This is a genomic window from Streptomyces sp. NPDC088157 (assembly GCF_044741545.1).
In the GTDB taxonomy this organism is placed as follows: domain Bacteria; phylum Actinomycetota; class Actinomycetes; order Streptomycetales; family Streptomycetaceae; genus Streptomyces.
In genome coordinates this window covers 388,096-412,814 of record NZ_JBIUSU010000007.1, presented here as the reverse complement: position 1 = coordinate 412,814, position 24,719 = coordinate 388,096, and the positions used below count along the sequence as shown (strand labels likewise).

General features: G+C 72.3%; 18 protein-coding genes. 16 read left to right on the top strand and 2 right to left on the bottom strand.

The genetic code is table 11. From position 1 onward, the window contains the following. The first annotated feature begins 35 nt into the window (after positions 1–35). On the top strand, positions 36–1,607 hold the full coding sequence (locus ACIPFH_RS28740) for a cellulase family glycosylhydrolase (protein ID WP_401830832.1): 1,572 nt from the start codon (positions 36–38) through the stop codon (positions 1,605–1,607). 102 nt (positions 1,608–1,709) lie between these two features. Here ACIPFH_RS28740 and serC read toward each other — a convergent pair whose 3' ends face one another. After that, complete coding sequence (serC, locus tag ACIPFH_RS28735) at positions 1,710–2,828, bottom strand: phosphoserine transaminase (protein ID WP_401830831.1); 1,119 nt, start codon at positions 2,826–2,828, stop codon at positions 1,710–1,712. Between the two features lie 187 nt (positions 2,829–3,015). Between serC and ACIPFH_RS28730 the strand changes: the two genes are divergently transcribed. The 14 genes from ACIPFH_RS28730 (at position 3,016) to ACIPFH_RS28665 (ending at position 22,402) form a co-directional block, all read left to right on the top strand. Beyond that, complete coding sequence (locus ACIPFH_RS28730) at positions 3,016–6,141, top strand: FAD-binding and (Fe-S)-binding domain-containing protein (RefSeq protein ID WP_401830829.1); 3,126 nt, start codon at positions 3,016–3,018, stop codon at positions 6,139–6,141. 137 nt (positions 6,142–6,278) lie between these two features. Continuing rightward, the gene (locus ACIPFH_RS28725) at positions 6,279–7,403 is read left to right on the top strand and encodes a lipid II:glycine glycyltransferase FemX (protein ID WP_401830828.1); all 1,125 of its coding nucleotides are present in this window, start codon (positions 6,279–6,281) and stop codon (positions 7,401–7,403) included. 168 nt (positions 7,404–7,571) lie between these two features. Then, entirely contained in the window at positions 7,572–7,697 is a 126-nt protein-coding gene (locus ACIPFH_RS28720) for a hypothetical protein (RefSeq protein WP_401830826.1), read from the top strand. An 86-nt stretch (positions 7,698–7,783) separates the two neighbouring features. Further along, complete coding sequence (locus ACIPFH_RS28715) at positions 7,784–10,153, top strand: ABC transporter transmembrane domain-containing protein (RefSeq protein WP_401830824.1); 2,370 nt, start codon at positions 7,784–7,786, stop codon at positions 10,151–10,153. Between the two features lie 116 nt (positions 10,154–10,269). Next, entirely contained in the window at positions 10,270–11,232 is a 963-nt protein-coding gene (locus ACIPFH_RS28710; RefSeq protein WP_401830823.1) for an EamA family transporter, read from the top strand. A gap of 155 nt (positions 11,233–11,387) precedes the next feature. Continuing rightward, positions 11,388–12,182, top strand: coding sequence for a TIGR03084 family metal-binding protein (locus ACIPFH_RS28705; protein ID WP_401830821.1), 795 nt, complete (start codon positions 11,388–11,390; stop codon positions 12,180–12,182). Continuing rightward, entirely contained in the window at positions 12,179–13,903 is a 1,725-nt protein-coding gene (locus tag ACIPFH_RS28700) for an acyclic terpene utilization AtuA family protein (RefSeq protein WP_401830818.1), read from the top strand. The genes ACIPFH_RS28705 and ACIPFH_RS28700 overlap by 4 nt, the downstream gene beginning before the upstream one ends. Beyond that, positions 13,900–15,498, top strand: coding sequence for an acyl-CoA carboxylase subunit beta (locus ACIPFH_RS28695; RefSeq protein WP_401830815.1), 1,599 nt, complete (start codon positions 13,900–13,902; stop codon positions 15,496–15,498). The genes ACIPFH_RS28700 and ACIPFH_RS28695 overlap by 4 nt, the downstream gene beginning before the upstream one ends. 140 nt (positions 15,499–15,638) lie before the next feature. After that, entirely contained in the window at positions 15,639–17,492 is a 1,854-nt protein-coding gene (locus ACIPFH_RS28690; protein ID WP_401830813.1) for a biotin carboxylase N-terminal domain-containing protein, read from the top strand. 82 nt (positions 17,493–17,574) lie between these two features. Further along, positions 17,575–18,705, top strand: a complete 1,131-nt coding sequence (locus ACIPFH_RS28685; protein ID WP_401830811.1) for an acyl-CoA dehydrogenase family protein — start codon at positions 17,575–17,577, stop codon at positions 18,703–18,705. A 64-nt stretch (positions 18,706–18,769) separates the two neighbouring features. Next, positions 18,770–20,338 carry a 4-coumarate--CoA ligase family protein gene (locus ACIPFH_RS28680; protein ID WP_401830809.1) on the top strand — a complete coding sequence of 523 codons (1,569 nt, stop codon included), beginning with the start codon at positions 18,770–18,772 and terminating at the stop codon, positions 20,336–20,338. Further along, positions 20,335–21,081, top strand: coding sequence for an enoyl-CoA hydratase family protein (locus ACIPFH_RS28675; RefSeq protein ID WP_401830807.1), 747 nt, complete (start codon positions 20,335–20,337; stop codon positions 21,079–21,081). The genes ACIPFH_RS28680 and ACIPFH_RS28675 overlap by 4 nt, the downstream gene beginning before the upstream one ends. After that, positions 21,069–21,716, top strand: coding sequence for a TetR/AcrR family transcriptional regulator (locus ACIPFH_RS28670; protein ID WP_401830805.1), 648 nt, complete (start codon positions 21,069–21,071; stop codon positions 21,714–21,716). Before ACIPFH_RS28675 ends, ACIPFH_RS28670 begins: the two co-directional genes overlap by 13 nt. Before the next feature lie 119 nt (positions 21,717–21,835). Continuing rightward, complete coding sequence (locus ACIPFH_RS28665; RefSeq protein ID WP_401830804.1) at positions 21,836–22,402, top strand: hypothetical protein; 567 nt, start codon at positions 21,836–21,838, stop codon at positions 22,400–22,402. A gap of 51 nt (positions 22,403–22,453) precedes the next feature. Here ACIPFH_RS28665 and pdxH read toward each other — a convergent pair whose 3' ends face one another. After that, the gene (gene pdxH, locus ACIPFH_RS28660; RefSeq protein WP_356246640.1) at positions 22,454–23,083 is read right to left on the bottom strand and encodes a pyridoxamine 5'-phosphate oxidase; all 630 of its coding nucleotides are present in this window, start codon (positions 23,081–23,083) and stop codon (positions 22,454–22,456) included. A gap of 500 nt (positions 23,084–23,583) precedes the next feature. Between pdxH and ACIPFH_RS28655 the strand changes: the two genes are divergently transcribed. Next, the gene (locus tag ACIPFH_RS28655) at positions 23,584–24,684 is read left to right on the top strand and encodes a citrate synthase 2 (RefSeq protein ID WP_401830803.1); all 1,101 of its coding nucleotides are present in this window, start codon (positions 23,584–23,586) and stop codon (positions 24,682–24,684) included. The last annotated feature ends 35 nt before the right edge of the window (positions 24,685–24,719 follow it).

The following is a 24,719-nucleotide window of genomic DNA, read 5'->3' as shown; positions in this document are numbered from 1 at the left end:
TTCGGGCCCCGCGCCTCCCGAGAGGAAGCAGCGAGATGTTCCGCAGCTTGCGAAGAATGCTGTGCGGTGTTGCCGCCGCGCTTCTGATCCCGCTGGGAGCCGGCGCGCAGACGGCCCTCGCGGCCGGCCCGGCCGACGTGACGGACGTGGCCCGTGCGGCGGACGCCGTCGCGGCCGAGGCCGGGGCCGGCTACTGGCACACCAGCGGCCGCCAGATCCTGGACGCCGCCGGACAGCCGGTCCGGGTCGCCGGGATCAACTGGTTCGGCTTCGAGACCGGCAACTACGTCGTCCACGGACTCTGGTCCCGCGACTACAAGAGCATGATCGACCAGATGAGGTCGCTGGGCTACAACACGATCCGCATCCCCTACAGCGACGACATCTTCAAGAGCACGACCGTCCCCAACAGCATCGACTTCAGCAGCGGCAAGAACGCCGACCTGCAAGGTCTCAACTCGCTTCAGATCCTGGACAGACTCGTCTCGTACGCCGGTCAGGACGGTCTGAAGGTCATCCTCGACCGGCACCGGCCGGACGCGGGTGGGCAGTCGGCGCTCTGGTACACGGCGGCCGTCCCCGAGTCGACCTGGATCACCAACCTCAAGGCCCTCGCGACCCGTTACCGGGGTCAGGACGCGGTCGTCGGCATCGACCTGCACAACGAACCGCACGACCCCGCCTGTTGGGGCTGCGGGGACACCGCGACCGACTGGCGGCTGGCCGCGCAACGGGCCGGGAACGCCGTCCTGTCCGTCAATCCCGACCTCCTGATCTTCGTCGAGGGCGTGCAGAGCTTCAACGGCGTCTCCGGCTGGTGGGGCGGCAACCTGATGGGTGTCGGCCAGTACCCGGTGCAGCTGAACGTGGCGAACAGGGTCGTGTACTCGGCGCACGACTACGCGACGAGCGTCGCCCAGCAGAGCTGGTTCAGCGACCCGACGTTTCCCGCGAACATGCCGGGAATCTGGGACAAGTACTGGGGCTACATCTTCAAGCAGAACATCGCGCCCGTGTGGGTGGGCGAGTTCGGCACCACGCTCCAGTCCACGGTGGACCAGAAGTGGCTGACGGCGCTGGTGAGTTACCTCCGGCCGACGTCGACGTACGGCGCCGACTCCTTCCACTGGACCTTCTGGTCCTGGAACCCCAACTCCGGTGACACGGGCGGGATCCTGAAGGACGACTGGCAGACCGTCGACACCGTCAAGGACGGGTACCTGGCGAGCGTCAAGGCACCCGGCTTCCCGGGCACCGGCGGTGGCGGCGGAGGAGGGGGCGGTGGCGGTGGCGGTGGCGGCAGCACGGCCGCCTGCGCCGCCGTCTACACCGTCAGCAGCGACTGGGGCGGCGGCTTCAACGCCGAGGTGAAGGTCACCAACACCGGGACCACGGCGATCGGTTCCTGGAAGGTGACCTGGACCTGGAGCGGCGCGCAGCAGATCACCAGCATGTGGAACGCCTCGTACAGCCAGAGCGGGAGCACCGTGACCGCGGTCAACGCCTCTCACAACGGAGCGGTCGCGGCCGGCGGTTCGGCGGGCTTCGGCTTCGGCGGCACGCCCGGGGGCGGGGGTGTGCCGAGCCTGAGCTGCACTGCGGCGTGAACCTCCCGGCGTATGAACCGGGCGGCCGCATCGGCTTCGCGACTGTATGAGGAAGGGCGCCCGGTGTTCGCCGGGCGCCCTTCGTCGTCGTACGGAGAACTACTACAGCTTGTCGATCACGTAGTCGATGCTCTTGGTGAGCGCCTCGACGTCGGCCGGGTCGACCGCCGGGAACATCGCGACACGGAGCTGGTTGCGGCCCAGCTTGCGGTAGGGCTCGGTGTCGACGATGCCGTTGGCGCGCAGCACCTTGGCGATCGCGGCGGCGTCGATCTCGTCCGCGAAGTCGATCGTGCCGATGACCTGGGAGCGCTTGGCCGGGTCGGTGACGAACGGAGTGGCGTGCTTCGACTCCTCGGCCCAGCTGTAGAGGCGGCTGGACGAGTCCTTGGTGCGGGCCGTGGACCACGCGAGGCCGCCCTGGCCGTTGATCCACTCCAGCTGCTGGTTCAGCAGGAAGAGGGTGGAGAGGGCCGGGGTGTTGTACGTCTGGTTCTTGCGGGAGTTGTCGATCGCCGTCGGCAGGCTGAAGAACTCCGGGATGTGGCGGCCGGACGCGTGGATCCGCTCGGCGCGCTCGATCGCGGCCGGGGAGAACACGCCGATCCACAGACCGCCGTCGGAGGCGAAGGACTTCTGCGGGGCGAAGTAGTAGACGTCCGTCTCGGCGATGTCGACCGGGAGGCCGCCGGCGCCGGAGGTCGCGTCCACCAGGACGAGGGACCCCTCGTCGGCGCCCTGGACCCGCTTGAGCGGGGCCGCGACACCGGTGGACGTCTCGTTGTGCGTGAACGCGTAGACGTCGACGCCCGCCTCGGCCGTGGGCTCGGGGTGCGTGCCCGGGGCGGAGGAGATCACGGTGGGCTCGGCCAGCCAGGGGGCGAGCTTCGCGGCCTTGGCGAACTTCGAGCTGAACTCACCGAACGTGAGGTGCTGCGACCTGTTCTCGATCAGGCCGTGGGTCGCGATGTCCCAGAACGCGGTGGAGCCGCCGTTGCCGAGGATCACCTCGTAGCCGTCGGGGAGCCCGAACAGCTCGGTGATGCCCTCGCGCACCTGGCCGACCAGGTTCTTGACCGGCGCCTGGCGGTGGGAGGTGCCGAGGAGGGACGTACCGGTGGCGGCCAGGGCGTCCAGCGCCTCCACCCGCACCTTGGAGGGGCCCGCGCCGAATCGACCGTCGGCGGGCTTGATGTCAGCAGGAATCTGGATCTCAGCCACGAAAGGGAGGTTAGCCGGTACGGGAAACCTGGGTGAAACGTGGTCCGTCGGGTGAGACGGCGTTTCGGTGGGCGGACCTGGGGCTGTGCCCCCGGGATCGGCGTCTGCCCGGACGGCCCGTACTCGATCTCTCCCTCTCCCGGCTTCGGCCGAGCGGGTGGGCCCGGTGGGCTGATTTGCTGGACGCATGCCGGATCTCGAAGGTGAGCTGCGCAAGGCCGTCCGGGGTGACGTCGGCTTCGACGTCACCTCCCGGGCGCTCGTGACCATGGACGCGTCCAACTACCGGCGGGTCCCGCTCGGGGTCGTCGCGCCTTGGGACGCCGACGACGTGGCCGCCGTGCTGGAGGTGTGCCGGGTGCACGGCGTCCCGGTCGTCGCGCGCGGCGGCGGGACGTCGGTCGCGGGGCAGGCCACCGGCACCGGGGTGGTGCTGGACTTCACCCGGTACATGAACCGGCTGGTCGCCCTGGATCCGCAGGCGCGGACGGCCGTCGTGCAGCCCGGGCTGGTCCTCGACCGGCTCCAGGAGGCCGCCGCCCCGCACGGGCTGCGCTTCGGCCCCGACCCCTCCACCCACAGCCGCTGCACGCTCGGCGGGATGATCGGCAACAACTCGTGCGGCTCCCACTCGGTGGCGTGGGGGACGACCGCGGACAGTGTGCGCGAGCTGGAGGTCCTCACCGCGCGCGGTGAGCCGCTGCGGCTGGGGCAGGGCTGGGCGGGGGCACCGGACGGGCTGCGCGCACTCGTGGACGGGGAGCTCGCCCGGCTGCGGACCGGCTTCCCCGAGCTGCCCCGCCGTATCTCGGGCTACGCGTTGGACGCGCTGCTGCCGGAGAACGGCGCCGACGTCGCCCGTTCCTTCTGCGGCAGCGAGGGCACCCTGGGCGTGCTCACGGAGGCTGTCGTCCGGCTCGTCGAGGCTCCACGCGCGCGTGTGCTCGCGGTGCTCGGGTACGCCGACGAGAGCGCCGCCGCCGAGGCCGCGGCCGGGCTGCTGCCGTTCGGTCCGCTGACGGTGGAGGGGATGGCGGCCGACCTGGTGCCGTCGGGCTCGGCGGCCGCACTGCCGCGAGGCGGGGCCTGGCTGTTCGTGGAGACGGGCGGCGACTCGAAGCGTGAGGCACACACGCGTGCGGAGGCGATCGTGCGGGCGGCGGACGTCGTGGACGCGCGGGTCGTGCGGGACCCCGCCGGGCAGCGGGCGCTGTGGCGGCTCCGCGAGGACGCGAGCGGGACGGCGACCCGTATGCCCGGGGACACCTCCCGGTCCCCTGGGGCCGGGGGAAGCACGGAGGCCTGGCCCGGCTGGGAGGACTGCGCGGTGCCGCCGGCCCGGCTCGGCACGTATCTGCGGGACTTCCGAAGGCTGCTCACGGAGCACGGCCTGCGCGGCACGCCGTACGGGCACTTCGGGGACGGCTGCATCCACGTCCGCATCGACTTCGACCTGCTGACGGGGGCGGGGATCGCCCGCTTCCGTCGTTTCTCCGAGGAAGTGGCCGAACTGGTCGTGGCCCACGGCGGCTCCCTCTCCGGCGAGCACGGCGACGGACAGGCCCGGGCCGAACTGCTGCCGAAGATGTACGGGGACGACATGGTCACGCTGTTCGAGCGGACCAAGGCGGTCTGGGACCCGGACGATCTGCTCAACCCGGGGATGCTGGTGCGTCCCGCGCCCCTCGACGGCAACCTGCGCTTCTCCGTCCTTCCGCACGAGCCGGTCGACGTGGCCTTCGGCTACCCGTCCGACGGCGGTGACTTCTCGGCGGCGGTGCGGCGGTGCGTGGGCGTCGCGAAATGCCGTACGGCCCCGACGCCCGGGTCCGGGTCCGGGGCACTGGCGGGGTCGGGGGTGATGTGCCCGTCGTTCCGCGCCACGGGCCGGGAGGAGCACTCCACGCGCGGGCGTGCCCGTCTGCTGCACGAGATGCTGGCCGGTGAGCTGGTGACCGACGGCTGGCGCTCCACGGAGGTCCGGGACGCGCTGGACCTGTGCCTGTCCTGCAAGGGCTGTCGCTCCGACTGTCCCGTCGAGGTCGACATGGCGACCTACAAGGCGGAGTTCCTGCACCACCACTACGAGGGGCGCAGGCGCCCGGCCGCGCACTACAGCATGGGGCGGCTGCCGGTGTGGCTGCGCTGGACGAGCCGGTTGCGGGCGGCCGGCCTGCTCAACGCGCTCGCCTCGGTCGGCCCTCTGGCGAGCCTCGCCAAGCGGCTGGGCGGAATCGCGGCCGAGCGGGACATCCCACGACTGGCACGGCAGACGTTCAGCGACTGGTGGCGAACCACGGGGCACGCCTCTGAGTCCGCCCCTGAGCCCGCCTCCGGGTCTGCCCCCCGGGCCGTCCCCGAGTCCGGGCGAACCGGGGACCTGGTGGTGCTGTGGCCCGACACCTTCACCGAGCACCTCTCACCGTCCGTGGGGCGGGCCGCCGTGCGGGTCCTGGAGGCGGCGGGCCTGCGGGTGGCGCTGCCGCCGACCCTGCGGATGCGGGGCCGGCCGGTGGCCGACGGCCGGTCGAGGAGCGCGGCCGCCCTGCTGACCGCCCGCCGGGCCCGGGTCTGCTGCGGGCTGACGTACGTCTCCACCGGCCAGCTCGACCACGCGCGCGTGGTGCTGCGTCGCACGCTCGACCTGATGGAGCCGGTGCTGGAGACGGCCGCGCCGGTCGTCGTCCTGGAGCCGAGCTGCGCGGCCGCCCTGCGCACCGACCTGCCCGAGCTGCTGCACGACGACCCGCGCGCGGCCCGCCTCGCCTCCCGCGTCCTCACGTTCGCGGAGACCCTGGAGCGCCACGCGCCCCACTGGACCCCGCCCCGCCTGGACCGTCCGGTGGCCGGCCAGACCCACTGCCACCAGCACGCGGTCCTGGGCGACGCGGCCGAGCGTCGGCTGCGCGAGGCCGCGGGGCTCACCGGCGACCTGAGCGGCGGGTGCTGCGGCCTCGCCGGCAACTTCGGTTTCGAGAAGGGCCACTTCGAGGTGTCGGAGGCCTGCGCGGGAGAACAGCTCCTGCCGGCCGTACGGGACGCCCCGGCGGGGGCGGTGATCCTGGCGGACGGCTTCTCCTGCCGCACCCAGCTGGAACAGCTGGCGGGGACGCGGGCCAGGCACCTGGCTGAGGTACTGGCGGAGGGTCTGGCGGACAGGCCGGTGCAGGAACCGGAGGCGGGACCGGAAACGAGGCCGGAGGCGGGACGAGAGGCGGGACCGGAAGCGGGACGAGAGGCGGGACCGGAAGCGGGACGAGAGGCGGGACCGGAGGCCGGACCAGACGCGGGACCGGCGGGTGACGGGAAGTGAGCTGACGGAAGGGGTGGGGTGGCGGGCGTGGCTGATCCCGGGGTGGGTGCGGGCGACCTCATACGCTGGCCGGGACGGTCGTCCGCGATCCGATACGGGCGGTCCGATCCGAGCATTCACCCGAAGGAGCCCCGCGTATGAGCCTGCGCGTCCAGTCGATCACCCGTGACGAGCACCTGGCGTTCGTCGCGGCCCGTCCCTCCGCCAGCCATATGCAGGTCCCGTCCTGGGGGGACGTGAAGCCGGACTGGCGGGCGGAGAGCCTGGGCTGGATCGACGGGACGGGTGCGCTCGTGGGCGCGGGGCTGGTGCTGTTGCGGCCGCTGCCGAGGCTGAAGAAGTACCTGGCGTATCTGCCCGAGGGGCCGCTCATCGACTGGCACGCGCCGGATCTGGTCGAGCGCTGGCTGGAGCCGATGCTCGCGCGACTGAAGACGCAGGGGGCGTTCTCCGTCAAGATGGGCCCGCCCGTCGTCGTACGACGGTGGAGCGCCGACGCGGTCAAGGCGGCCATCGCCGACCCGGGCGCCCACCGGCTGCGGGACGCCGAGGAGACCTCGTACGAACCGCGCGCCCTCGACGTCGCCGACCGGCTGCGCCGGGCCGGCTGGCAGCAGACCGAGCCGGGCGGCGAGGACGGCTTCGCGGCCGGCCAGCCCCGCTACGTCTTCCAGGTCCCGTTCGCCGGCCGGACGCTGGAGGACGTCCACCGCGGCCTCAACCAGCAGTGGCGGCGCAACATCAAGAAGGCGGAGAAGGCGGGCGTGAAGGTCGTCCGGGGCGGTGCGGAGGACCTCCCGGCGTTCTACGGGCTGTACACCGAGACCGCCGAGCGCGACCGTTTCATCCCGCGCCCCCTGTCCTACTTCCAGCGCATGTGGAGCGCGCTGGACGCCGAACACCCCGACCGTATGCGGCTCTACCTCGCCCACCACGACGGCGAGGTCCTCGCCGCGGCGACCATGCTGACCGTCGGCGAGCACGTCTGGTACTCCTACGGCGCCTCCACCAGCCGCAAACGCGAGGTCCAGCCGAGCAACGCGATGCAGTGGCGCATGATGGCCGACGCCCATGAACTCGGCGCCGCCGTCTACGACCTGCGGGGGATCACCGACACCCTGGAGGAGTCCAACCACCTGCTGGGCCTGCTCCGCTTCAAGGTGGGCACGGGCGGACAGGCCGTGGAGTACCTGGGCGAGTGGGACTTCCCGCTCAACAAGCTGCTGCACAGGGCGCTGGGCCTCTACATGGCGCGCAGATAGCTGCCGGCGTCAACTCCCAGGTTCTCCAAGGGGATTCACAGCAGGGCTTTGCTCATTTTGCCGTTCGCCCGAATGGGAAGCATGTAAGTTTCTGGGTGTCGGGAACCGGACGCGGAATTCCCGAACGGTTGACGAAAGTAAAGCGCTATCTCCCCCCTAGGAGTCGCAATGAGCTTCAAGAAGCTGGCCCCGCTGCCCCCCAAGCCCAAGTCGAAGCAGCTCCCGCCGCCGCCGAAGCCCAAGCCGAGGAAGAAGCTCCAGCCGCAGCCGCCGCTGCCCGGCCGGGGCGACTGAGGAGCTCCTGAAAGGGCCGATGGTGCACCGTCGGCCCTTCTTCATTGTTCCTTCTTCTTTTATCGTTCCTTCTCGGGAGGCATGAAATGGGCAAGGAATATGAGGAGGAGGAAGCCGGGGGAAATGGAGAGGGAGGGGAAGGTGTGGAGAGTGAGGAATACGGGTACGACACTCCCGCCATTCCTGCCCGTATCGCATTCCGTCGTTTCTTTCCGCTGACCAGAGGCCTGCGGAAATGGCTGGTGATCGTCTGGGTGTGCACGGTCCTCGCCGCGCTCGCCGAGACCGAGGCGATCCTGCTCTTCGGCGAACTCACCGACAACGCGCTGCGGCAGGGCTCGCTCGCCGCGTTCTGGGCGCCGGCCGCGAAATGGCTCTGCGTCGCCGTCGTCGGCGCGCTCGTGGCCTACGCCGGCAACTCCCTGGCCGCATGGGCCACCGAGCGCTTCGTGATGCGGCTGCGCGAGCACGTCTTCGACCATGTGCAGCGGTTGCCGCCCCACTTCTTCCAACGCCACCGCCAGGGCGATCTGTTGTCCCGTCTGACGAGTGACGTCGAGGCGATCGAGACGATGGTCGTGTCCGGGCTGGTGGGCGCCGCCTCCGCGGTCTTCAGCGCACTCTTCTACGCGATCGCCGCCTTCTGGCTGCGCTGGGACCTGGCCGCCGCCACCTTCGTCCTCGCCCCGCTCTTCTGGCTGGCGGCTCGCCGCTTCTCGGGCTCCATCAAGGACGTGTCGAGGGCGGGCCGGGTGGCCGACGGAGCGATCACCTCCGTCGTCGAGGAGTCCCTCGGCAACATCGTGCTCACCCAGGCCTACGACCGTCACGACGCCGAGCGCCGGCGTCTGCACGAGGAGGCGGCCGCCTGGTTCCGGGCCTCCGTCCGGTCGACTCGGTTGAACGAGGCGTACGAGCAGTCGGTGCAGGTCATCGAGACGGTCTGCGTGCTCGCGGTGATCGGTATCGGCGTCTGGGAGATCTCCACCGGCCGGATGACCCTCGGCCAGCTCCTCGCCTTCGCCGCCTTCCTCGGCTACCTCTACCCACCCGTCCAGGGCCTGGCCCAGCTCGGCCTGACCGTCACCGCGGCCACGGCGGGCGCGGAACGGCTGATCGAGATCCTGGACGTCGAGCCCTCGGTCGGCGACCCCGGAAGCGCGGTGGAGGCAGGGCGCCCGGACGGCACGGTCGAGGTCCGGGACGTCGGTTTCCGTTACCCCGGCGCGGACCGGAGCGCCCTGGAGGGGCTGTCGTTCACCGTGCGCCCCGGCGAGCTGGTGATCATCACCGGCCCGAGCGGCGCGGGCAAGTCCACGGTCTCCAAGCTGCTGCTGCGCTTCTACGACCCGGACACGGGCGACGTCCTGCTCGACGGCGTAGCCCTACGGAACCTTCCCCTGGCCCGGCTGCGCGAGTATGTGACCCTGCTTCCGCAGGAGACGCTCGTCCTGCACGACACCGTCCGCGCGAACATCGCCTGCGGCCGGCCCGGAGCCAGCGACCAGGCGATCGAGGAGGCGGCGCGGGCGGCCGACGCGCACGGCTTCGTCGTCGAGCTCCCCGACGGCTACGACACGAAGGTGGACCCGAACTCCGCGCGTCTCTCCGGCGGCCAGCTCCAGCGCCTGGCGATCGCCCGGGCGATCCTGCGCGACGCACCGGTCCTGGTCCTGGACGAGCCGACGACCGGCCTGGACGCGATGGCCGCCCGCCGGATCGTGAAGCCCCTGCGCCGCCTGATGGCCGGCCGCACCACGATCATGATCACCCACGACCTCAACCTCGCCCCCGACGCCGACCGCATCCTCGTCGTGGACGGCGGCCGGATCGCGGAGACCGGCCGCCACGAGGAACTGCTGGCCCGCGGTGGCGCATATGCCCGGCTGCACCGCTCGCAGAACAACGCGCTGATGGACACGGGCGAACTGCGGATGCCGCTGTTCGCGCAGGCGCAGGCGCAGGCGCCGACGGCAGAGGTGCCGGTGCCGGTGCCGGTGCCGGTTCCGATGGCGATGTCGATGTCGCTGTCGCAACAGGCGTACGGGTACGAGCAGGGATACGCCCACGCGTACGCCGACCACGCCGACCCCTACGGGCAGGCGTACGGGAGCGGGAGCGTCGACGGAAACGGAAACGGGAACGGCTGTACGTACGGGCAGCCGTACGGGCACGGGCAGCCGTACGCGTACGTGCCCGCCACGGCGACACCCGCTCCGGAGACACCCGCCGGGGAGGCGTACGCCCCGGAGCCGTATGGCCGGGAGGTCCATGCCCCGGAGGTCCATGCCCCGGAGGGCCACGATCAGCAGGCGTACGCCGCAGCCTGGGCCGTGCAGCAGCCCGTTCAGCTCGTCCAGCCCGTCCACGCCATGTACGGAACCGTCCCCACGACCCTCTCCGACGGTCGGCCGCTGTTCCGCGACGAGGAGTACCGGGCGACGCCCGGCCTCTGACGTCTCACAGCCCGAGACAGCGGCATAACGGGTTCACACACCTGACGAAGTCCACTACCCTGGACTTAACAGTGCATCGTGATGTACGCACCTCGAGCCGAGCCCCAGGACCGCCCGTGACTGCCCCCGACACCGCCGCCACCTCCCAGCTCGCCCCCACCGCGACGGGGGCCGACGTCGCCACCGGCCGCCTGGGCGCCCTCGGCCCGGTCGGCCTCGTGCTCGCCGGAGGGGTCTCGGTGCAGTTCGGCGGTGCGCTGGCGGTGACCCTGATGCCCAGGGCGGGCGCGCTCGGCGTGGTGGCGCTGCGGCTGCTGGTCGCGGCGGTGGTCCTGCTCGTGGTCTGCCGGCCACGGCTGCGCGGCCACTCCCGTACCGACTGGGGCACGGTCGTCGTCTTCGGCGTCACGCTGGCCGCGATGAACGGCCTGTTCTACCAGGCGCTGGACCGCATCCCGCTGGGCGCGGCGGTGACACTGGAGGTCCTCGGTCCTCTCGCGCTGTCGGTCGTGGCCTCGCGCCGGGCGCTGAACCTGGTCTGGGCGGGCCTGGCCCTCGTGGGCGTCTTCCTGCTCAGCGGAGGCGGCGGACACGGCGAGGGCGGCGGAGGATTCGGCGGCGACCTGGACCCGGCGGGCGTCGCGTTCGCGCTGGGGGCGGGAGTGATGTGGGCGGCGTACATCGTCTTCAGCGCCCGCACCGGCCGCCGTTTCCCGAAGGCGGACGGCCTCGCCCTGGCGATGGCGGTGGGTGCGCTGCTCTTCCTCCCGCTGGGCCTCGCCGAGTCCGGCGCGAAACTGGCCGACCCGGTGACGCTGGGCCTGGGCGCGGCGGTGGCGATGCTCTCCTCGGTCCTTCCCTACACCCTCGAACTTCTCGCCCTGCGCCGCCTGCCCGCCTCCACCTTCGCGATCCTGATGAGCCTGGAACCGGCCATCGCCGCCACAGCGGGCTTCCTCATCCTCGACCAGGCCCTGACCACGACCCAGGCGGCCGCGATCGCCCTGGTCGTCGCGGCGAGCATGGGCGCGGTCCGCACGCAGGTGGGGCGGACGAAGGGGGCCGTGCCGGAGGCGTGACGGTCGCCTGCGCCGGGGGTCGTCGGGTCGTCGATCGCCCTCCGGCCCGGACCGGCCCGGCATCGCCGCGCCGAGCGCCGGACGGCGCGAAGGGCCCTGGGAAATTCATGCAAGCATGCTTGATTGTTTCCTGCCCCGCTGCCATGCTCCACCCCATGGCCGACCCGACCCCCGTGCTCGACGACCTCCGTGCCGAAAGCGACGAACTCGACCGGCTGGTCGCCGAGTTGAGCCCCGAGCGGTGGACGCTCCCGACGCCCGCCCCCGGCTGGACCGTCGCCCACCAGATCGCGCACCTCGCCTGGACCGACCACTCCTCCGCACTGGCCGTGACCGATCAGGACGCCTTCGCCCGCGAGGTCGAGAAGGCGCTCGCCGCGCCCGGGGACTTCGTCGACAACGGTGCGCGGGAGGGGGCGCGGAAGCCGCCCGAGCGGTTGCTCGCGGACTGGCGGGCCGGACGCGAGGCCCTGTCGGACGCGCTGCGGAAGGCGCCCGCCGGAGCGCGTTTCCCCTGGTACGGCCCACCCATGTCGGCCGCCTCGATGGCCACCGCCCGGCTCATGGAGACCTGGGCCCACGGCCAGGACGTGGCGGACGCGCTGGGCGCGGTGCTCGCACCCACCGACCGGCTCCGGCACATCGTCCGCCTCGGCGTCCGCACCCGTGACTTCGCCTTCGGCGTGCACGGACTGGCCACACCGTTCGAGGAGTTCCGCGTCGAACTCCGCGGCCCGTCCGACGAGTTGTGGACGTACGGCCCGGAAGACGCGACGGACCGCGTCACCGGCCCCGCCCTCGACTTCTGTCTCCTGGTCACCCAGCGGGCCCACCGCGCCGACCTCGCCCTGCGCGCCGAAGGCGCCGACGCCGACCGCTGGCTGGACATCGCCCAGGCCTTCGCGGGCCCGCCCGGCAGCGGCCGTCCGCCGAAGGGAGCCGCCCGGTGACGGTCCTGCGGATCGGCAACGCGTCCGGCTTCTACGGCGACCGCTTCGACGCCCTGCGCGAGATGCTCACCGGCGGCGAGCTCGACGTCCTCACCGGTGACTACCTCGCCGAACTGACCATGCTGATCCTCGGCCGCGACCGGCTGAAGGACCCCGCCGCCGGATACGCCCGCACCTTCCTCCGGCAGCTCGAGGAGTCCCTCGGCCTCGCCCACGACCGCGGTGTGCGCGTGGTCACCAACGCCGGCGGCCTCAACCCGGCCGGACTCGCCGACGCCGTAAGGCAGTTGGCGGACCGGCTCGGCATACCGGTCCGCGTCGCGCATGTCGAGGGCGACGACCTCGGCGCCCTCCCCCACTCCCGGCTTCGCTCGAGCGGGGGGACTCCCGTCCCGGGCAGCCTCACCGCCCACGCCTACCTCGGCGGCTTCGGCATCGCCGCGTGTCTGCGCGAGGGCGCGGACGTCGTCGTCACCGGCCGGGTCACCGACGCGGCGCTCGTCACCGGCCCCGCCGCCGCCCACTTCGGCTGGGGGCCGAAGGAGTACGACCGGCTCGCGGGCGCCGTCGTCGCCGGACACGTCCTGGAGTGCGGGACCCAGGCCACCGGCGGCAACTACGCCTTCTTCGCCGAAGGCGGCCATGACCTGCGCCGACCCGGCTTCCCGCTCGCCGAGATCCACGCGGACGGCAGCTGCGTCATCACCAAGCACCCCGGCACCGGCGGCTTCGTCGACGTCGGCACGGTGACCGCCCAGCTGCTCTACGAGACGACGGGCGCCCGGTACGCGGGCCCCGACGTCACCGCCCGCCTGGACACCGTACGGCTCACCCAGGACGGCCCCGACCGGGTACGGATCCACGGGGTACGCGGAGAGGCCCCGCCGCCGACCCTCAAGGTGGGCCGCACCCGCCTCGGCGGCTTCCGCAACGAGGTCGTCTTCGTGCTCACCGGCCTGGACATCGAGGCCAAGGCCGCGCTCGTGCGGGAACAGATGGCGCGGGCCTTCGCCAAGTACCGCCCCTCGGAGGTCCGTTGGGAGCTGGTCCGCACCGACCGGACCGACGCCGACACGGAGGAGACCGCGAGCGCACTGCTCCGGCTCGTCGTGCGCGACCCCGGACAGGAAGCCGTGGGACGGGCGTTGAGCGGAGCGGCCGTGGAGCTGGCGCTGGCGAGCTACCCCGGCTTCCATGTGCTCGCGCCACCCGGGAAGGGTTCCCCCTACGGGGTCTTCGAGGCCTCGTACGTGCCGCAGGAGGACGTCGAGCACGTCGCCGTCCTCGACGACGGCCGCCGCGTACCCGTGCCCGCGCCCCCGGCCGCCGACACCCTCGTACTCGAGGAGGTGCCGGACCCGGACCTGCCGGACCCGCCGCCTTCCGGCCCGGTGCGGCGCGCGCCCCTCGGGCTCGTCGCCGGCGCCCGCAGCGGTGACAAGGGCGGGAACGCCAACGTGGGGGTGTGGACCCGGACCGACGAGGCCTGGCGCTGGCTCGCCCACGAGCTGACGACCGACAGGTTCCGGCAGCTCATACCCGAAAGCCGGGAGCTGACCGTCACCCGTCACACCCTGCCCGGGCTGCGCGCCCTGAACTTCGTCGTCGAGGGCGTCCTCGGCGACGGCGTCGCCGCCCAGCACCGCTTCGACCCGCAGGCCAAGGCACTCGGCGAATGGCTGCGCTCCCGACACCTGGACATCCCGGAGGCCCTCCTGTGACGGCTCTCACTTCCGCCCTGGACACCCACGGCCCCGACTACCGCGCGCACCGCGACGCCATGCTCGGCAAGCTCGCCGACCTCGACACCGAGCACGCGAAGGCGCTCGCCGGGGGAGGGGAGAAGTACGTCGCCAGGCACCGTGCGCGCGGCAAGCTCCTCGCCCGTGAGCGCATCGAGCTGCTCCTCGACCCCGACACGCCGTTCCTGGAGCTCTCACCGCTGGCCGCCTGGGGAAGCGACTACGCCGTGGGCGCCTCCCTCGTCACCGGCATCGGGGTCGTCGAGGGCGTGGAGTGCCTGATCACCGCCAACGACCCGACCGTGCGCGGCGGCGCCAGCAACCCCTGGTCCCTGAAGAAGGCGCTGCGCGCCAACGACATCGCCCTCGTCAACCGGCTGCCCTGCATCAGTCTGGTGGAGTCGGGCGGCGCCGACCTGCCGTCGCAGAAGGAGATCTTCATCCCGGGCGGGGCCGTCTTCCGCGACCTGACCCGGCTCTCCGCCGCCGGGATCCCGACCGTCGCCGTCGTCTTCGGGAACTCGACCGCCGGCGGCGCGTACGTCCCCGGCATGTCCGACCACGTGATCATGGTCAAGGAGCGGGCGAAGGTGTTCCTCGGCGGGCCACCGCTGGTGAAGATGGCCACCGGCGAGGAGAGCGACGACGAGTCCCTGGGCGGTGCGGAGATGCACGCGCGCGTGTCCGGTCTCGCCGACCACTTCGCCGTCGACGAGCGGGACGCGCTGCGGCAGGCCCGACGCGTGGTGGCCCGCCTCAACCACCGCAAGGCGTACCGGGATCCGGGGCCGACCGTCCCTCCCAAGTATGACGAGGACGAGCTACTGGGCATCGTCCCCGGGGATCTGCGCACCCCCTTCGACCCCCGCGAGGTGATCGCCCGGCTCGTGGACGCCTCCGACTTCGACGAGTTCAAGCCCCTCTACGGGACGAGCCTGGTCACCGGGTGGGCGGCCCTGCACGGCTACCCCGTCGGGATCCTGGCCAACGCCCAGGGCGTGCTCTTCAGCGCGGAGTCCCAGAAGGCCGCCCAGTTCATCCAGCTCGCCAACCAGCGCGACATCCCGCTCCTCTTCCTGCACAACACCACCGGCTACATGGTCGGCAAGGAGTACGAGCAGGGCGGCATCATCAAGCACGGCGCGATGATGATCAACGCGGTGTCCAACTCGAAGGTCCCGCACCTGTCCGTCCTCATGGGCGCCTCGTACGGCGCCGGCCACTACGGCATGTGCGGACGCGCCTACGACCCGCGCTTCCTCTTCGCCTGGCCGAGTGCCAAGTCGGCGGTGATGGGCCCGCAGCAGCTCGCCGGGGTCCTGTCGATCGTCGCCCGGCAGTCGGCGACCGCGAAGGGGCGGCCCTACGACGAGGACGCCGACGCCGCCCTGCGCGCCATGGTGGAGCAGCAGATCGAGTCCGAGTCGCTGCCCATGTTCCTGTCCGGGCGGCTGTACGACGACGCCGTCATCGACCCGCGCGACACCCGCACCGTCCTCGGCCTGTGCCTGTCGGCCGTCCACACCGCGCCCTACGAGGGAGCGCGGGGCGGCTTCGGCGTCTTCCGGATGTGAGGGTCCACGTGACTTCAGCGAGTTCAGCTCCAGCGACTTCAGCGACTTCAGCGACTTCAGCGACTTCAACGACCTCAGCGACCTCAGTTACTTCGGCGAGGTCGGCAGTTTCGGCGAGTTCGGCGGCACCAGGGGCTTCTGTGATCACTTCCGTGCTGGTGGCCAACCGGGGCGAGATCGCCTGCCGGATCTTCCGCACCTGCGGTGAGTCGGGAATCCGGACGGTCGCCGTGCACTCGGACGCCGACGCGAACGCCCTCCACGCGCGCGTGGCCGACACGGCGGTACGACTGCCGGGAGCGGCGCCCGCCGAGACGTATCTGCGCGGCGACCTGATCGTGAAGGCGGCCGTCGCGGCCGGCGCGGACGCCGTGCACCCCGGCTACGGCTTCCTCTCCGAGAACGCCGACTTCGCACGCGCCGTCCTGGACGCGGGCCTCGTCTGGATCGGCCCGCCGCCCGCGGCGATCGAGGCGATGGCGTCCAAGACGCGCGCCAAGCAACTCATGGGGCTGGCGCCGCTCGCCTCGGACGAGGTGCGGGAGTCCGACCTGCCGGTGCTGGTGAAGGCGGCAGCGGGCGGTGGCGGGCGCGGCATGCGGGTCGTGCGCCGTCTCGAGGACCTGCGCGCCGCGCTGGAAGGCGCCCGGGCCGAGGCCGCGAGCGCCTTCGGCGACGGCGAGGTGTTCGTCGAGCCGTACGTCGAGAACGGCCGCCATGTCGAGGTGCAGGTCCTCGCCGACACGCACGGCACCGTGTGGGCGCTGGGCACCCGTGACTGCTCCCTCCAGCGGCGGCACCAGAAGGTCGTCGAGGAGGCGCCCGCCCCCGGGCTGCCGGAGGAACTCGCCGAGGAGCTGCGCGCCCTGGCCGTACGCGCCGCCCGGGCCGTGGACTACGTCGGCGCGGGCACCGTCGAGTTCCTGGTCGCCGACGGCAGGGCGCACTTCCTGGAGATGAACACCCGCCTCCAGGTCGAACACCCCGTCACGGAGGCGGTCTTCGGCCTGGACCTGGTCGCGGAGCAGATCCGCGTCGCGGAAGGCGCCGCGCTGGCCCCCGCACCCCCACGCGCGCGTGGCCACGCCGTCGAGGCCCGCCTCTACGCCGAGGACCCGGCGAACGACTGGACCCCGCAGACCGGCACCCTGCACCGCCTGGCCGTCCCGGCGGGCGTCCGCCTGGACACCGGTTTCGACGACGGCGACCCGATCGGCGTCCACTACGACCCCATGCTCGCCAAGGTCGTCGCGCACGCCCCCACGCGCGCGGAGGCGATCCGCAGACTGGCGGGCGCGCTGGAGCGGTCGACGATCCACGGCCCCACCACCAACCGCGACCTCCTCGTCCGCTCCCTGCGCCACGAGGAGTTCACCTCGGCCCGCATGGACACCGGCTTCTACGACCGCCACCTGACCACGCTCACCGAGCCGGCCCCCGCCCCGTTCGCCCCGCTGGCGGCCGCCCTCGCCGAAGCGGCCGGCCCCTCCCGCTCCCGCTTCGGCGGCTGGCGCAACCTGCCCTCCCAGCCGCAGACGAAGCGGTACGCGAGCGGGGGCGAGGAGATCGAGGTCGGCTACCGGCACGGGCGGACGGGCCTCACGGCCGAGGGCGTCCAGGTCGTGCACGCGGACCCGGCGCTGGTCGTCCTGGAGATCGACGGCGTACGCCGCCGCTTCGAGGTCGCCCGCTACGGCGACCGCGTCCACGTCAACGGCGACGCCCTCACCGTCCTGCCCCGTTTCCCCGACCCGGAGGTCCAGCACGCCCCCGGCTCCCTGCTCGCGCCGATGCCCGGCACGGTCGTCAAGCTCGCGGACGGCCTCATCACCGGATCGAGTGTCCGGGCCGGTGAACCGCTGCTGTGGCTCGAAGCGATGAAGATGCAACACGTCGTTTCGGCCCCGGTGGAGGGGACGCTGACGGCGTTGCCGGTGACGACGGGCCAGCAGGTGCAGGTCGGCACCCTGCTGGCGGTAGTGCAGGAAGCCTAGGGGCGCGGGGCCCCGTCAATACGCGGCTCCGCCGCGTGAGCGCGACCGGACACGACGAAACCCGCACGCGAAAGGAGCTCCCATGACCACCCTCATCGAATCCGACGAGCACAAGGCACTCCGCAAGGCAGTCTCGTCCTTCGCCAGGACGCACACCGACGCCGAGGGTCTCTGGCAAGCCGCCGCCAAGCTCGGCTACATCGGCGTCAACCTGCCCGAGGCGTACGGCGGCGGAGGCGGCGGCATCACCGAACTCTCCCTCGTCCTGGAAGAGCTGGGCGCCGCGGGCAACCCCCTCCTCATGATGATCGTCTCCCCCGCGATCTGCGGCACGGTCATCGCCCGCTTCGGCACCGAGGAACAGAAGCGCGACTGGCTTCCCGCCCTCGCCGACGGCAGCCGCCTCATGGCCTTCGGCATCACCGAGCCCGACGCCGGCTCCAACAGCCACCGCATCACCACCACCGCCCGCCGCGACCCCGCGAGCGGCGACTGGCTGCTGACCGGCCGCAAGGTCTTCGTCTCCGGCGTGGACATCGCCGACGCGACCCTGATCGTCGGCCGCACGGAGGACGCCCGGACGGGCAGCCTGAAGCCCTGCCTGTTCATCGTCCCGCGGGACGCGCCCGGCTTCACCCGGCGCCGCATCGACATGGAACTGCACGGCGCGGAGAAGCAGTTCGAGCTGGTCCTGGACGAGGTACGGCTGCCCGCCGAGGCCCTCGTCGGCGACGAGGACGCGGGCCTGCTGCAACTCTTCGCCGGTCTCAACCCCGAGCGCATCATGACGGCCGCCTTCGCCATCGGCATGGGACGCCACGCACTCGCCCGCGCGATCGAGTACGCGCGTGAGCGCACCGTGTGGAAGGCCCCGATCGGCGCCCACCAGGCCATCGCGCATCCCCTGGCGCAGGCCCACATCGACCTCGAACTGGCCCGCCTGATGATGCAGAAGGCGGCCCACCTGTACGACGCGGGGGACGACGTCGGCGCGGGGGAGGCCGCCAACATGGCCAAGTACGCGGCGGGGGAGGCCTGTGTGAAGGCGGTCGACCAGTCCGTGCACACCCTCGGCGGCAACGGCCTCACGCGCGAGTTCGGACTCGCCAAGCTGATAACCGCCTCCCGCGTGGCTCGCATCGCCCCGGTGAGCCGGGAGATGATTCTCAACTACGTCTCCCACCAGACCCTGGGCCTGCCCAAGTCGTACTGATCCGGCTGAACGGCCTGAAGCGCCTGACCGGCACGCCGTCGTGCCCGGCGCGCGAGGAGGAACCATGTTCCGCAGCGAGTTCGCAGACGTCCCGCCCCTGGAACTTCCCATCCACGACGCCGTACTGGGCCGTGCCGCCGAGTTCGGCGAGTTGCCGGCGCTCGTCGACGGCACGGACGGCACCACCCTCACGTACGACCAGGTGGACCGGTTCCACCGGCGGGTCGCCGCCGCGCTCGCCGAGGCCGGGGTCCGCAAGGGCGACGTGCTCGCCCTGTTCAGCCCCAACACCGTCGCCTTCCCGCTCGCTTTCTACGCGGCCACGCGCGCGGGCGCCACGGTCACCACCGTGCACCCGCTCGCCACCGCCGAGGAGTTCGCCAAGCAGATCGGCGACTCCGCCGCCCGTTGGATCGTCACCGTCTCCCCGCTGCTCCAGACGGCCCGGCGGGCGGCCGAACTCGCGGGCGGCGTCAAGGAGATCTTCGTCTGCGACACCGCCGCAGGGCACCGCTCGCTGATCGACATGCTCGCCTCGACGGCCCCCGAACCCCAGGTGTCCATCGACCCGGTGGAGGACGTGGCGGCCCTGCCGTACTCCTCCGGCACGACCGGCGTCCCCAAGGGCGTGATGCTCACGCACCGGCAGATCGCCACCAACCTCGTCCAGCTGCGGTCCGTGATGTCCGCGGGCCCCGGCGACCGCATCCTGGCCGTGCTGCCCTTCTTCCACATCTACGGCCTGACCGCCCTGATGAACGCCCCCCTGCGCCAGGGCGCCACCGTCGTGGTGCTGCCCCGCTTCGACCTGGAGACGTTCCTCGCGGCCATCCAGAACCACCGCATCACCGGCCTGTACGTGGCCCCGCCGATCGTCCTGGCCCTCGCCAAGCACCCGGCGGTCAGCCAGTACGACCTGTCGTCCCTGCGGTACGTCGTCAGCGCGGCCGCGCCCCTGGACGCCGACCTCGCCGCCGCCTGCTCCGAGCGCCTGAACCTGCCCCCCGTCGGCCAGGCCTACGGCATGACGGAACTCTCCCCGGGCACCCATGTCGTCCCGCTCGACGCGATGCGCGAGGCGCCCCCGGGCACCGCCGGCAAACTCATCCCGGGCACCGAGATGCGGATCGTCTCCCTCGACGACCCCGGCAAGGACCTCGACGTCGACGAGGCCGGCGAGATCCTCATCCGGGGACCGCAGATCATGAAGGGCTACCTGGGCCGCCCCGACGCCACCGCCGACATGATCGACGCCGACGGCTGGCTGCACACGGGCGACGTCGGGCGGGTCGACGCGGGCGGCTGGCTGTTCGTCGTCGACCGGGTCAAGGAGCTGATCAAGTACAAGGGCTTCCAGGTGGCCCCCGCCGAACTCGAAGCCCTCCTGCTGACCCACCCCGGCATAGCGGACGCGGCCGTCATCGGCGTCTACAACGACGACGGCAACGAGGTGCCGCACGCGTACGTGGTCCGCCAGCCCACGGCACCCGATCTCTCCGAGGGCGAGATCGCGATGTACGTCGCCGAGCGGGTCGCCCCCTACAAGCGCGTCCGCCAGGTCACGTTCATCGGCGCCGTACCCCGTGCCGCCTCCGGGAAGATCCTGCGTCGCCAACTGAGGGAGCGAGCATGACGACCGCCCTGGTCGGACGGACCCGCGTCCGGGGGATCGAGACCCTCGTTCTCGACTCGCCCGCCACCCGCAACGCCCTCTCACGCGCCCTCGTGAGCGAGCTGACCGACGCGCTCGGGGAGTGCGACAAGGACGACGCCGTACGCGCCGTCGTCCTCACCCACACCGGCAACACCTTCAGCGCGGGCGCCGACCTGAAGGACCCCCCGCCGCCCCACGCGGTGCCCGGGCTGCTCCAGCGGATCCTCGAGCTGCGCAAGCCCGTGGTGGCCCGGGTCGCCGGACATGTGCGGGCGGGCGGCCTGGGCGTGCTCGGCGCCTGCGACATCGCGTTCGCGTCCGGGACGTCGACCTTCGCGTTCACGGAGGTGCGCATCGGGGTCGCGCCCGCTGTCATCTCGCTGCCGCTGCTGCCCCGCGTCGACCCCCGCGCCCTCGCCCGCTACTGCCTCACCGGCGAGACCTTCGGCGCGGCCGAGGCGGCCCGGATCGGCCTCGTCACCCAGTCCGCGGGCGACGCCGACCTGGACGAGGCCCTGGCACCCGTCCTCGACGGCCTGCGCCGGGCCGCGCCCAAGGCCCTGGCCAGGACGAAGGAACTGCTCACGGCTAAGGTGCTGGAGGCCCTCGTCGAGGACGCGGGCGAGCTGACCAGGCTCTCGGCCTCGTTGTTCGCCGCCCCCGACGCCCGCGAGGGACTGACGGCCTTCCTCGAACGACGGGATCCTCCATGGGTGTTGTGACCACGGACGACCGCGGTCCGGGCGACCGCGCCCCCGGCGACCGCGGTCCGGGCGACCGTGTTCCCAAGCAGGACCGCAGCCGGGTCACCCGGCAGCGGCTCCTGGCGGCCGCCGTGGCGTGTCTCGCCGAACGCGGCTGGGCGGGCTCCACGGTCTCCGTCGTCGCCGAACGCGCGGGCGTCTCCCGGGGCGCGGCCCAGCACCACTTCCCCACCCGCGAGGACCTGTTCACCGCGGCCGTCGAATACGTCGCCGAGGAACGCTCGGAAGCGTTGCGCGCACTGTTCCCGCAGGGTGCGACGGGCGACCGGCGCGCGGTCGTCACCGCCCTCGTGGGCCTCTACACCGGTCCGCTCTTCCGCGCCGCCCTGCACCTGTGGGTGGCGGCCTCCAACGAGGAGCAACTGCGCCCGCGCGTGACCGAGCTGGAGGCCCGCGTGGGCCGCGAGAGCCATCGCATAGCCGTGGAGCTCCTGGGCGCCGACGAGTCCGCACCCGGCGTCCGTGAGACCGTCCAGGGCCTGCTGGACATGGCCCGCGGCCTCGGCCTCGCCAACCTCCTCACCGACGACGGGGGGCGCCGCGAGCGAGTGGTGACGCAGTGGGCGGGGCTCCTGGACGACGCGCTCGGCTGAACCCACGGCCGACGGCCCCGACCCCGTGGTCCGACGGCCCCGACCCCGTGGTCCGACGGTCCGGCCCCGTGGTCCGACGGTCCCGGCCCGTTGTCAGTGGTCGCGGCTACCTTTCGGGGATGGGGGACACCTATCAGACGATCATCGACCGCGACGCGAGCCCGCAGGACGCGCCGCGCCTGGCGAAGCCCGTGGTCGAGTGGCTCGTCGCCGAGGGCATCGTGCTCGCAGAGGCGGAACCGGGCTGGGCCCTGGGCGACCGGCCGGCCCATCCACCGGGCCCGAACTGGCACACGGCGGTCACCGACGCCCGCGGGGGCACGCCGGAGGGCCTCGCCGTGTACACCGAGCACCACATCTTCTACAGCAGCTTCAACCAGCGTCCCGGCCCGTCGGTGGTGATCTGCGCACGCTGCGGGGAGAGCGCCGTGGCGGAGGGGGATCTCGGGGAGCGCATCGGCGCGGCCGTCGACGTCTGGTACGAGACGGGCACCGCCGGCGTCGACTGCCCCGCCTGCGCCCGGTCCGTCGACCTGTCCGCCTGGAGGTGGGCCGACGACTCCCTGGCCTTCGCCCATCTCGGCTTCGAGTTCTGGAACTGGCCCTGGCTCAGCGAGGAGTTCCGCGCACGGCTGTCCGGTTTTCTGGACGGGCACGGCACCGCGTTCCTTCCGGGCAAGGTCTGAGCCCCCGAGGGATCGACCCGCGCGAGGACGATCCCCCCGAGGACGGCCTCCTCACGGGCTGAGCCGCTCCACCCGCCAGCTCCCGTCCGCCTCCGCCACGTACCGCAGCCGGTCGTGCAACCGGTTCAGACGGCCCTGCCAGAACTCCACCGACTGCGGAGCCACCCGGAAACCGCCCCAGTGCGGCGGCACCGGCACCTGCTCGCCCTCCGGATAGCGGGCCGCCAGCTCGGCGTAGGGGGCGTCGAGATCGGCGCGCGAGGCGATCACCGAGGACTGGGCGCTGGCCCAGGCGCCGAGCTGGGAACCGTGCGGCCGGGTCCGGAAGTACGCGGCGGTCTCGTCGCGCCCGGTGCGCCGGGCCACGCCCCGCACGATGACCTGCCGGGCCATCGGATGCCAGGGGAAGAGCAGCGAGACATGCGGGTTCTCGGCGAGGTCGCGGGCCTTGCGGGAGTCGTAATTGGTGTAGAAGACGAAGCCCTGTTCGTCGAAGTGCTTCAGCAGCACCGTGCGCGAGCCGGGCCGGCCCTCGGCGTCCGCGGTGGAGACGACCATGGCGTTCGGCTCGAAGAGATGGGCCTCGACGGCCGCGTCCTTGAACCAGCGGGCGAACTGCTCCACCGGCGTCGCGGCCAGCTGGGCCTCGGAGAGCCCCTCGGCCCGGTACTGCTTGCGCATGGCGGCGGGATCGGGGGCGGGGCCGGGGGAGACGGCTTCTGCGTCGGTCACGTGGTCATCTTGCCGTATGGGTCTCACCGGAGACCGACCCACCAAGGGTGGCACTGAGTGCCGCAACCACTCCCCAAGGGTGGCACTCGGGGATATGGTGCAGATGCACCGGTCGTCGCCCCGTCCGGCGAGGTGCCGGTTGGGTGACCGACGGCCGCACGGGGCATCAGTGGGATGACCGCCCAGGACCGCGAGTCCCCGCACACGAGGTGCACAGGACCGCGGAACCGCCGGCGCCGTCCGCCCCACACGTGCTGCCGCACACGACGAACCGCCCACAACGCACCGCCCGCATCCCACAACCCACCCCCACCTCACTCCCACCCCCACCTCACTCCCACCCCCACCTCAGCCAACCCCCACCTCAGCCCACTGCCCACTCCACCGCTCACCGCCACCGCCCGACCCCGTCGACACATCCCGTCGCACACATCACGAGGAGCCGCCTGATGTCCGACTTCGTACCCGGACTCGAAGGAGTCGTCGCGTTCGAGACGGAGATCGCCGAACCCGACAAGGAGGGCGGCGCCCTGCGGTACCGGGGCGTCGACATCGAGGACCTGGTCGGCCACGTCTCCTTCGGCAGCGTCTGGGGCCTGCTCGTCGACGGTGCCTTCAACCCCGGCCTGCCGCCCGCCGAACCGTTCCCGATCCCCGTCCACTCCGGTGACATCCGCGTCGACGTGCAGTCCGCGCTCGCCATGCTGGCGCCCGTCTGGGGTCTCAGGCCGCTCCTCGACATCGATGCCGAGCAGGCCCGCGCGGACCTGGCCCGCGCCGCCGTCATGGCCCTGTCCTACGTCGCCCAGTCCGCGCGCGGCCAGGGGCGCCCGATGGTCCCGCAGCGGGAGATCGACAAGGCCCAGTCTGTCGTCGAGCGGTTCATGATCCGCTGGCGCGGTGAGCCGGACCCCAAGCACGTGGCCGCGGTCGACGCCTACTGGACGTCGGCGGCCGAACACGGCATGAACGCGTCCACGTTCACCGCCCGCGTGATCGCGTCCACGGGCGCCGACGTCGCCGCCGCCCTGTCCGGCGCCGTGGGAGCCATGTCGGGCCCGCTGCACGGCGGCGCCCCCTCCCGCGTCCTCGGCATGATCGAGGAGATCGAGCGGACCGGGGACGCGGAGGCGTACGTCAAAAAGGCCCTCGACAAGGGCGAGCGGCTCATGGGCTTCGGCCACCGCGTCTACCGCGCCGAGGATCCACGCGCGCGCGTGCTGCGCCGTACGGCCCGCGAGCTGGGCGCGCCCCGCTTCGAGATCGCCGAGGCCCTGGAGAAGGCGGCCCTGGCGGAACTCCACGCCCGCCGCCCCGACCGGGTCCTGGCGACGAACGTCGAGTTCTGGGCGGCGATCATCCTGGACTTCGCGGAGGTTCCGGCGCACATGTTCACGTCGATGTTCACCTGCGCCCGTACGGCGGGCTGGTCGGCGCACATCCTCGAGCAGAAGCGCACCGGCCGCCTGGTCCGCCCCTCGGCCCGCTACATCGGCCCGGGCTCCCGCAGCCCCCGGGAGATCGAGGGCTACGGGGCCATCACGACTTAGGGCATGATCCGCCGGACAGGCCCCGGGCGGGACCC

Bases quoted from the DNA above. Each gene is read 5' to 3' on its own strand.
- ACIPFH_RS28740 (WP_401830832.1), top strand. From the start codon at position 36: ATGTTCCGCAGCTTGCGAAGAATGCTGTGCGGTGTTGCCGCCGCGCTT.
- ACIPFH_RS28675 (WP_401830807.1), top strand. From the start codon at position 20,335: ATGACGACCGCCCTGGTCGGACGGACCCGCGTCCGGGGGATCGAGACC.
- ACIPFH_RS28720 (WP_401830826.1), top strand. From the start codon at position 7,572: ATGAGCTTCAAGAAGCTGGCCCCGCTGCCCCCCAAGCCCAAGTCGAAG.
- ACIPFH_RS28665 (WP_401830804.1), top strand. From the start codon at position 21,836: ATGGGGGACACCTATCAGACGATCATCGACCGCGACGCGAGCCCGCAG.
- ACIPFH_RS28670 (WP_401830805.1), top strand. From the start codon at position 21,069: ATGGGTGTTGTGACCACGGACGACCGCGGTCCGGGCGACCGCGCCCCC.
- ACIPFH_RS28715 (WP_401830824.1), top strand. From the start codon at position 7,784: ATGGGCAAGGAATATGAGGAGGAGGAAGCCGGGGGAAATGGAGAGGGA.
- ACIPFH_RS28705 (WP_401830821.1), top strand. From the start codon at position 11,388: ATGGCCGACCCGACCCCCGTGCTCGACGACCTCCGTGCCGAAAGCGAC.
- ACIPFH_RS28655 (WP_401830803.1), top strand. From the start codon at position 23,584: ATGTCCGACTTCGTACCCGGACTCGAAGGAGTCGTCGCGTTCGAGACG.
- ACIPFH_RS28685 (WP_401830811.1), top strand. From the start codon at position 17,575: ATGACCACCCTCATCGAATCCGACGAGCACAAGGCACTCCGCAAGGCA.
- ACIPFH_RS28725 (WP_401830828.1), top strand. From the start codon at position 6,279: ATGAGCCTGCGCGTCCAGTCGATCACCCGTGACGAGCACCTGGCGTTC.
- pdxH (WP_356246640.1), bottom strand. From the start codon at position 23,083: ATGCGCAAGCAGTACCGGGCCGAGGGGCTCTCCGAGGCCCAGCTGGCC.
- ACIPFH_RS28680 (WP_401830809.1), top strand. From the start codon at position 18,770: ATGTTCCGCAGCGAGTTCGCAGACGTCCCGCCCCTGGAACTTCCCATC.
- ACIPFH_RS28730 (WP_401830829.1), top strand. From the start codon at position 3,016: ATGCCGGATCTCGAAGGTGAGCTGCGCAAGGCCGTCCGGGGTGACGTC.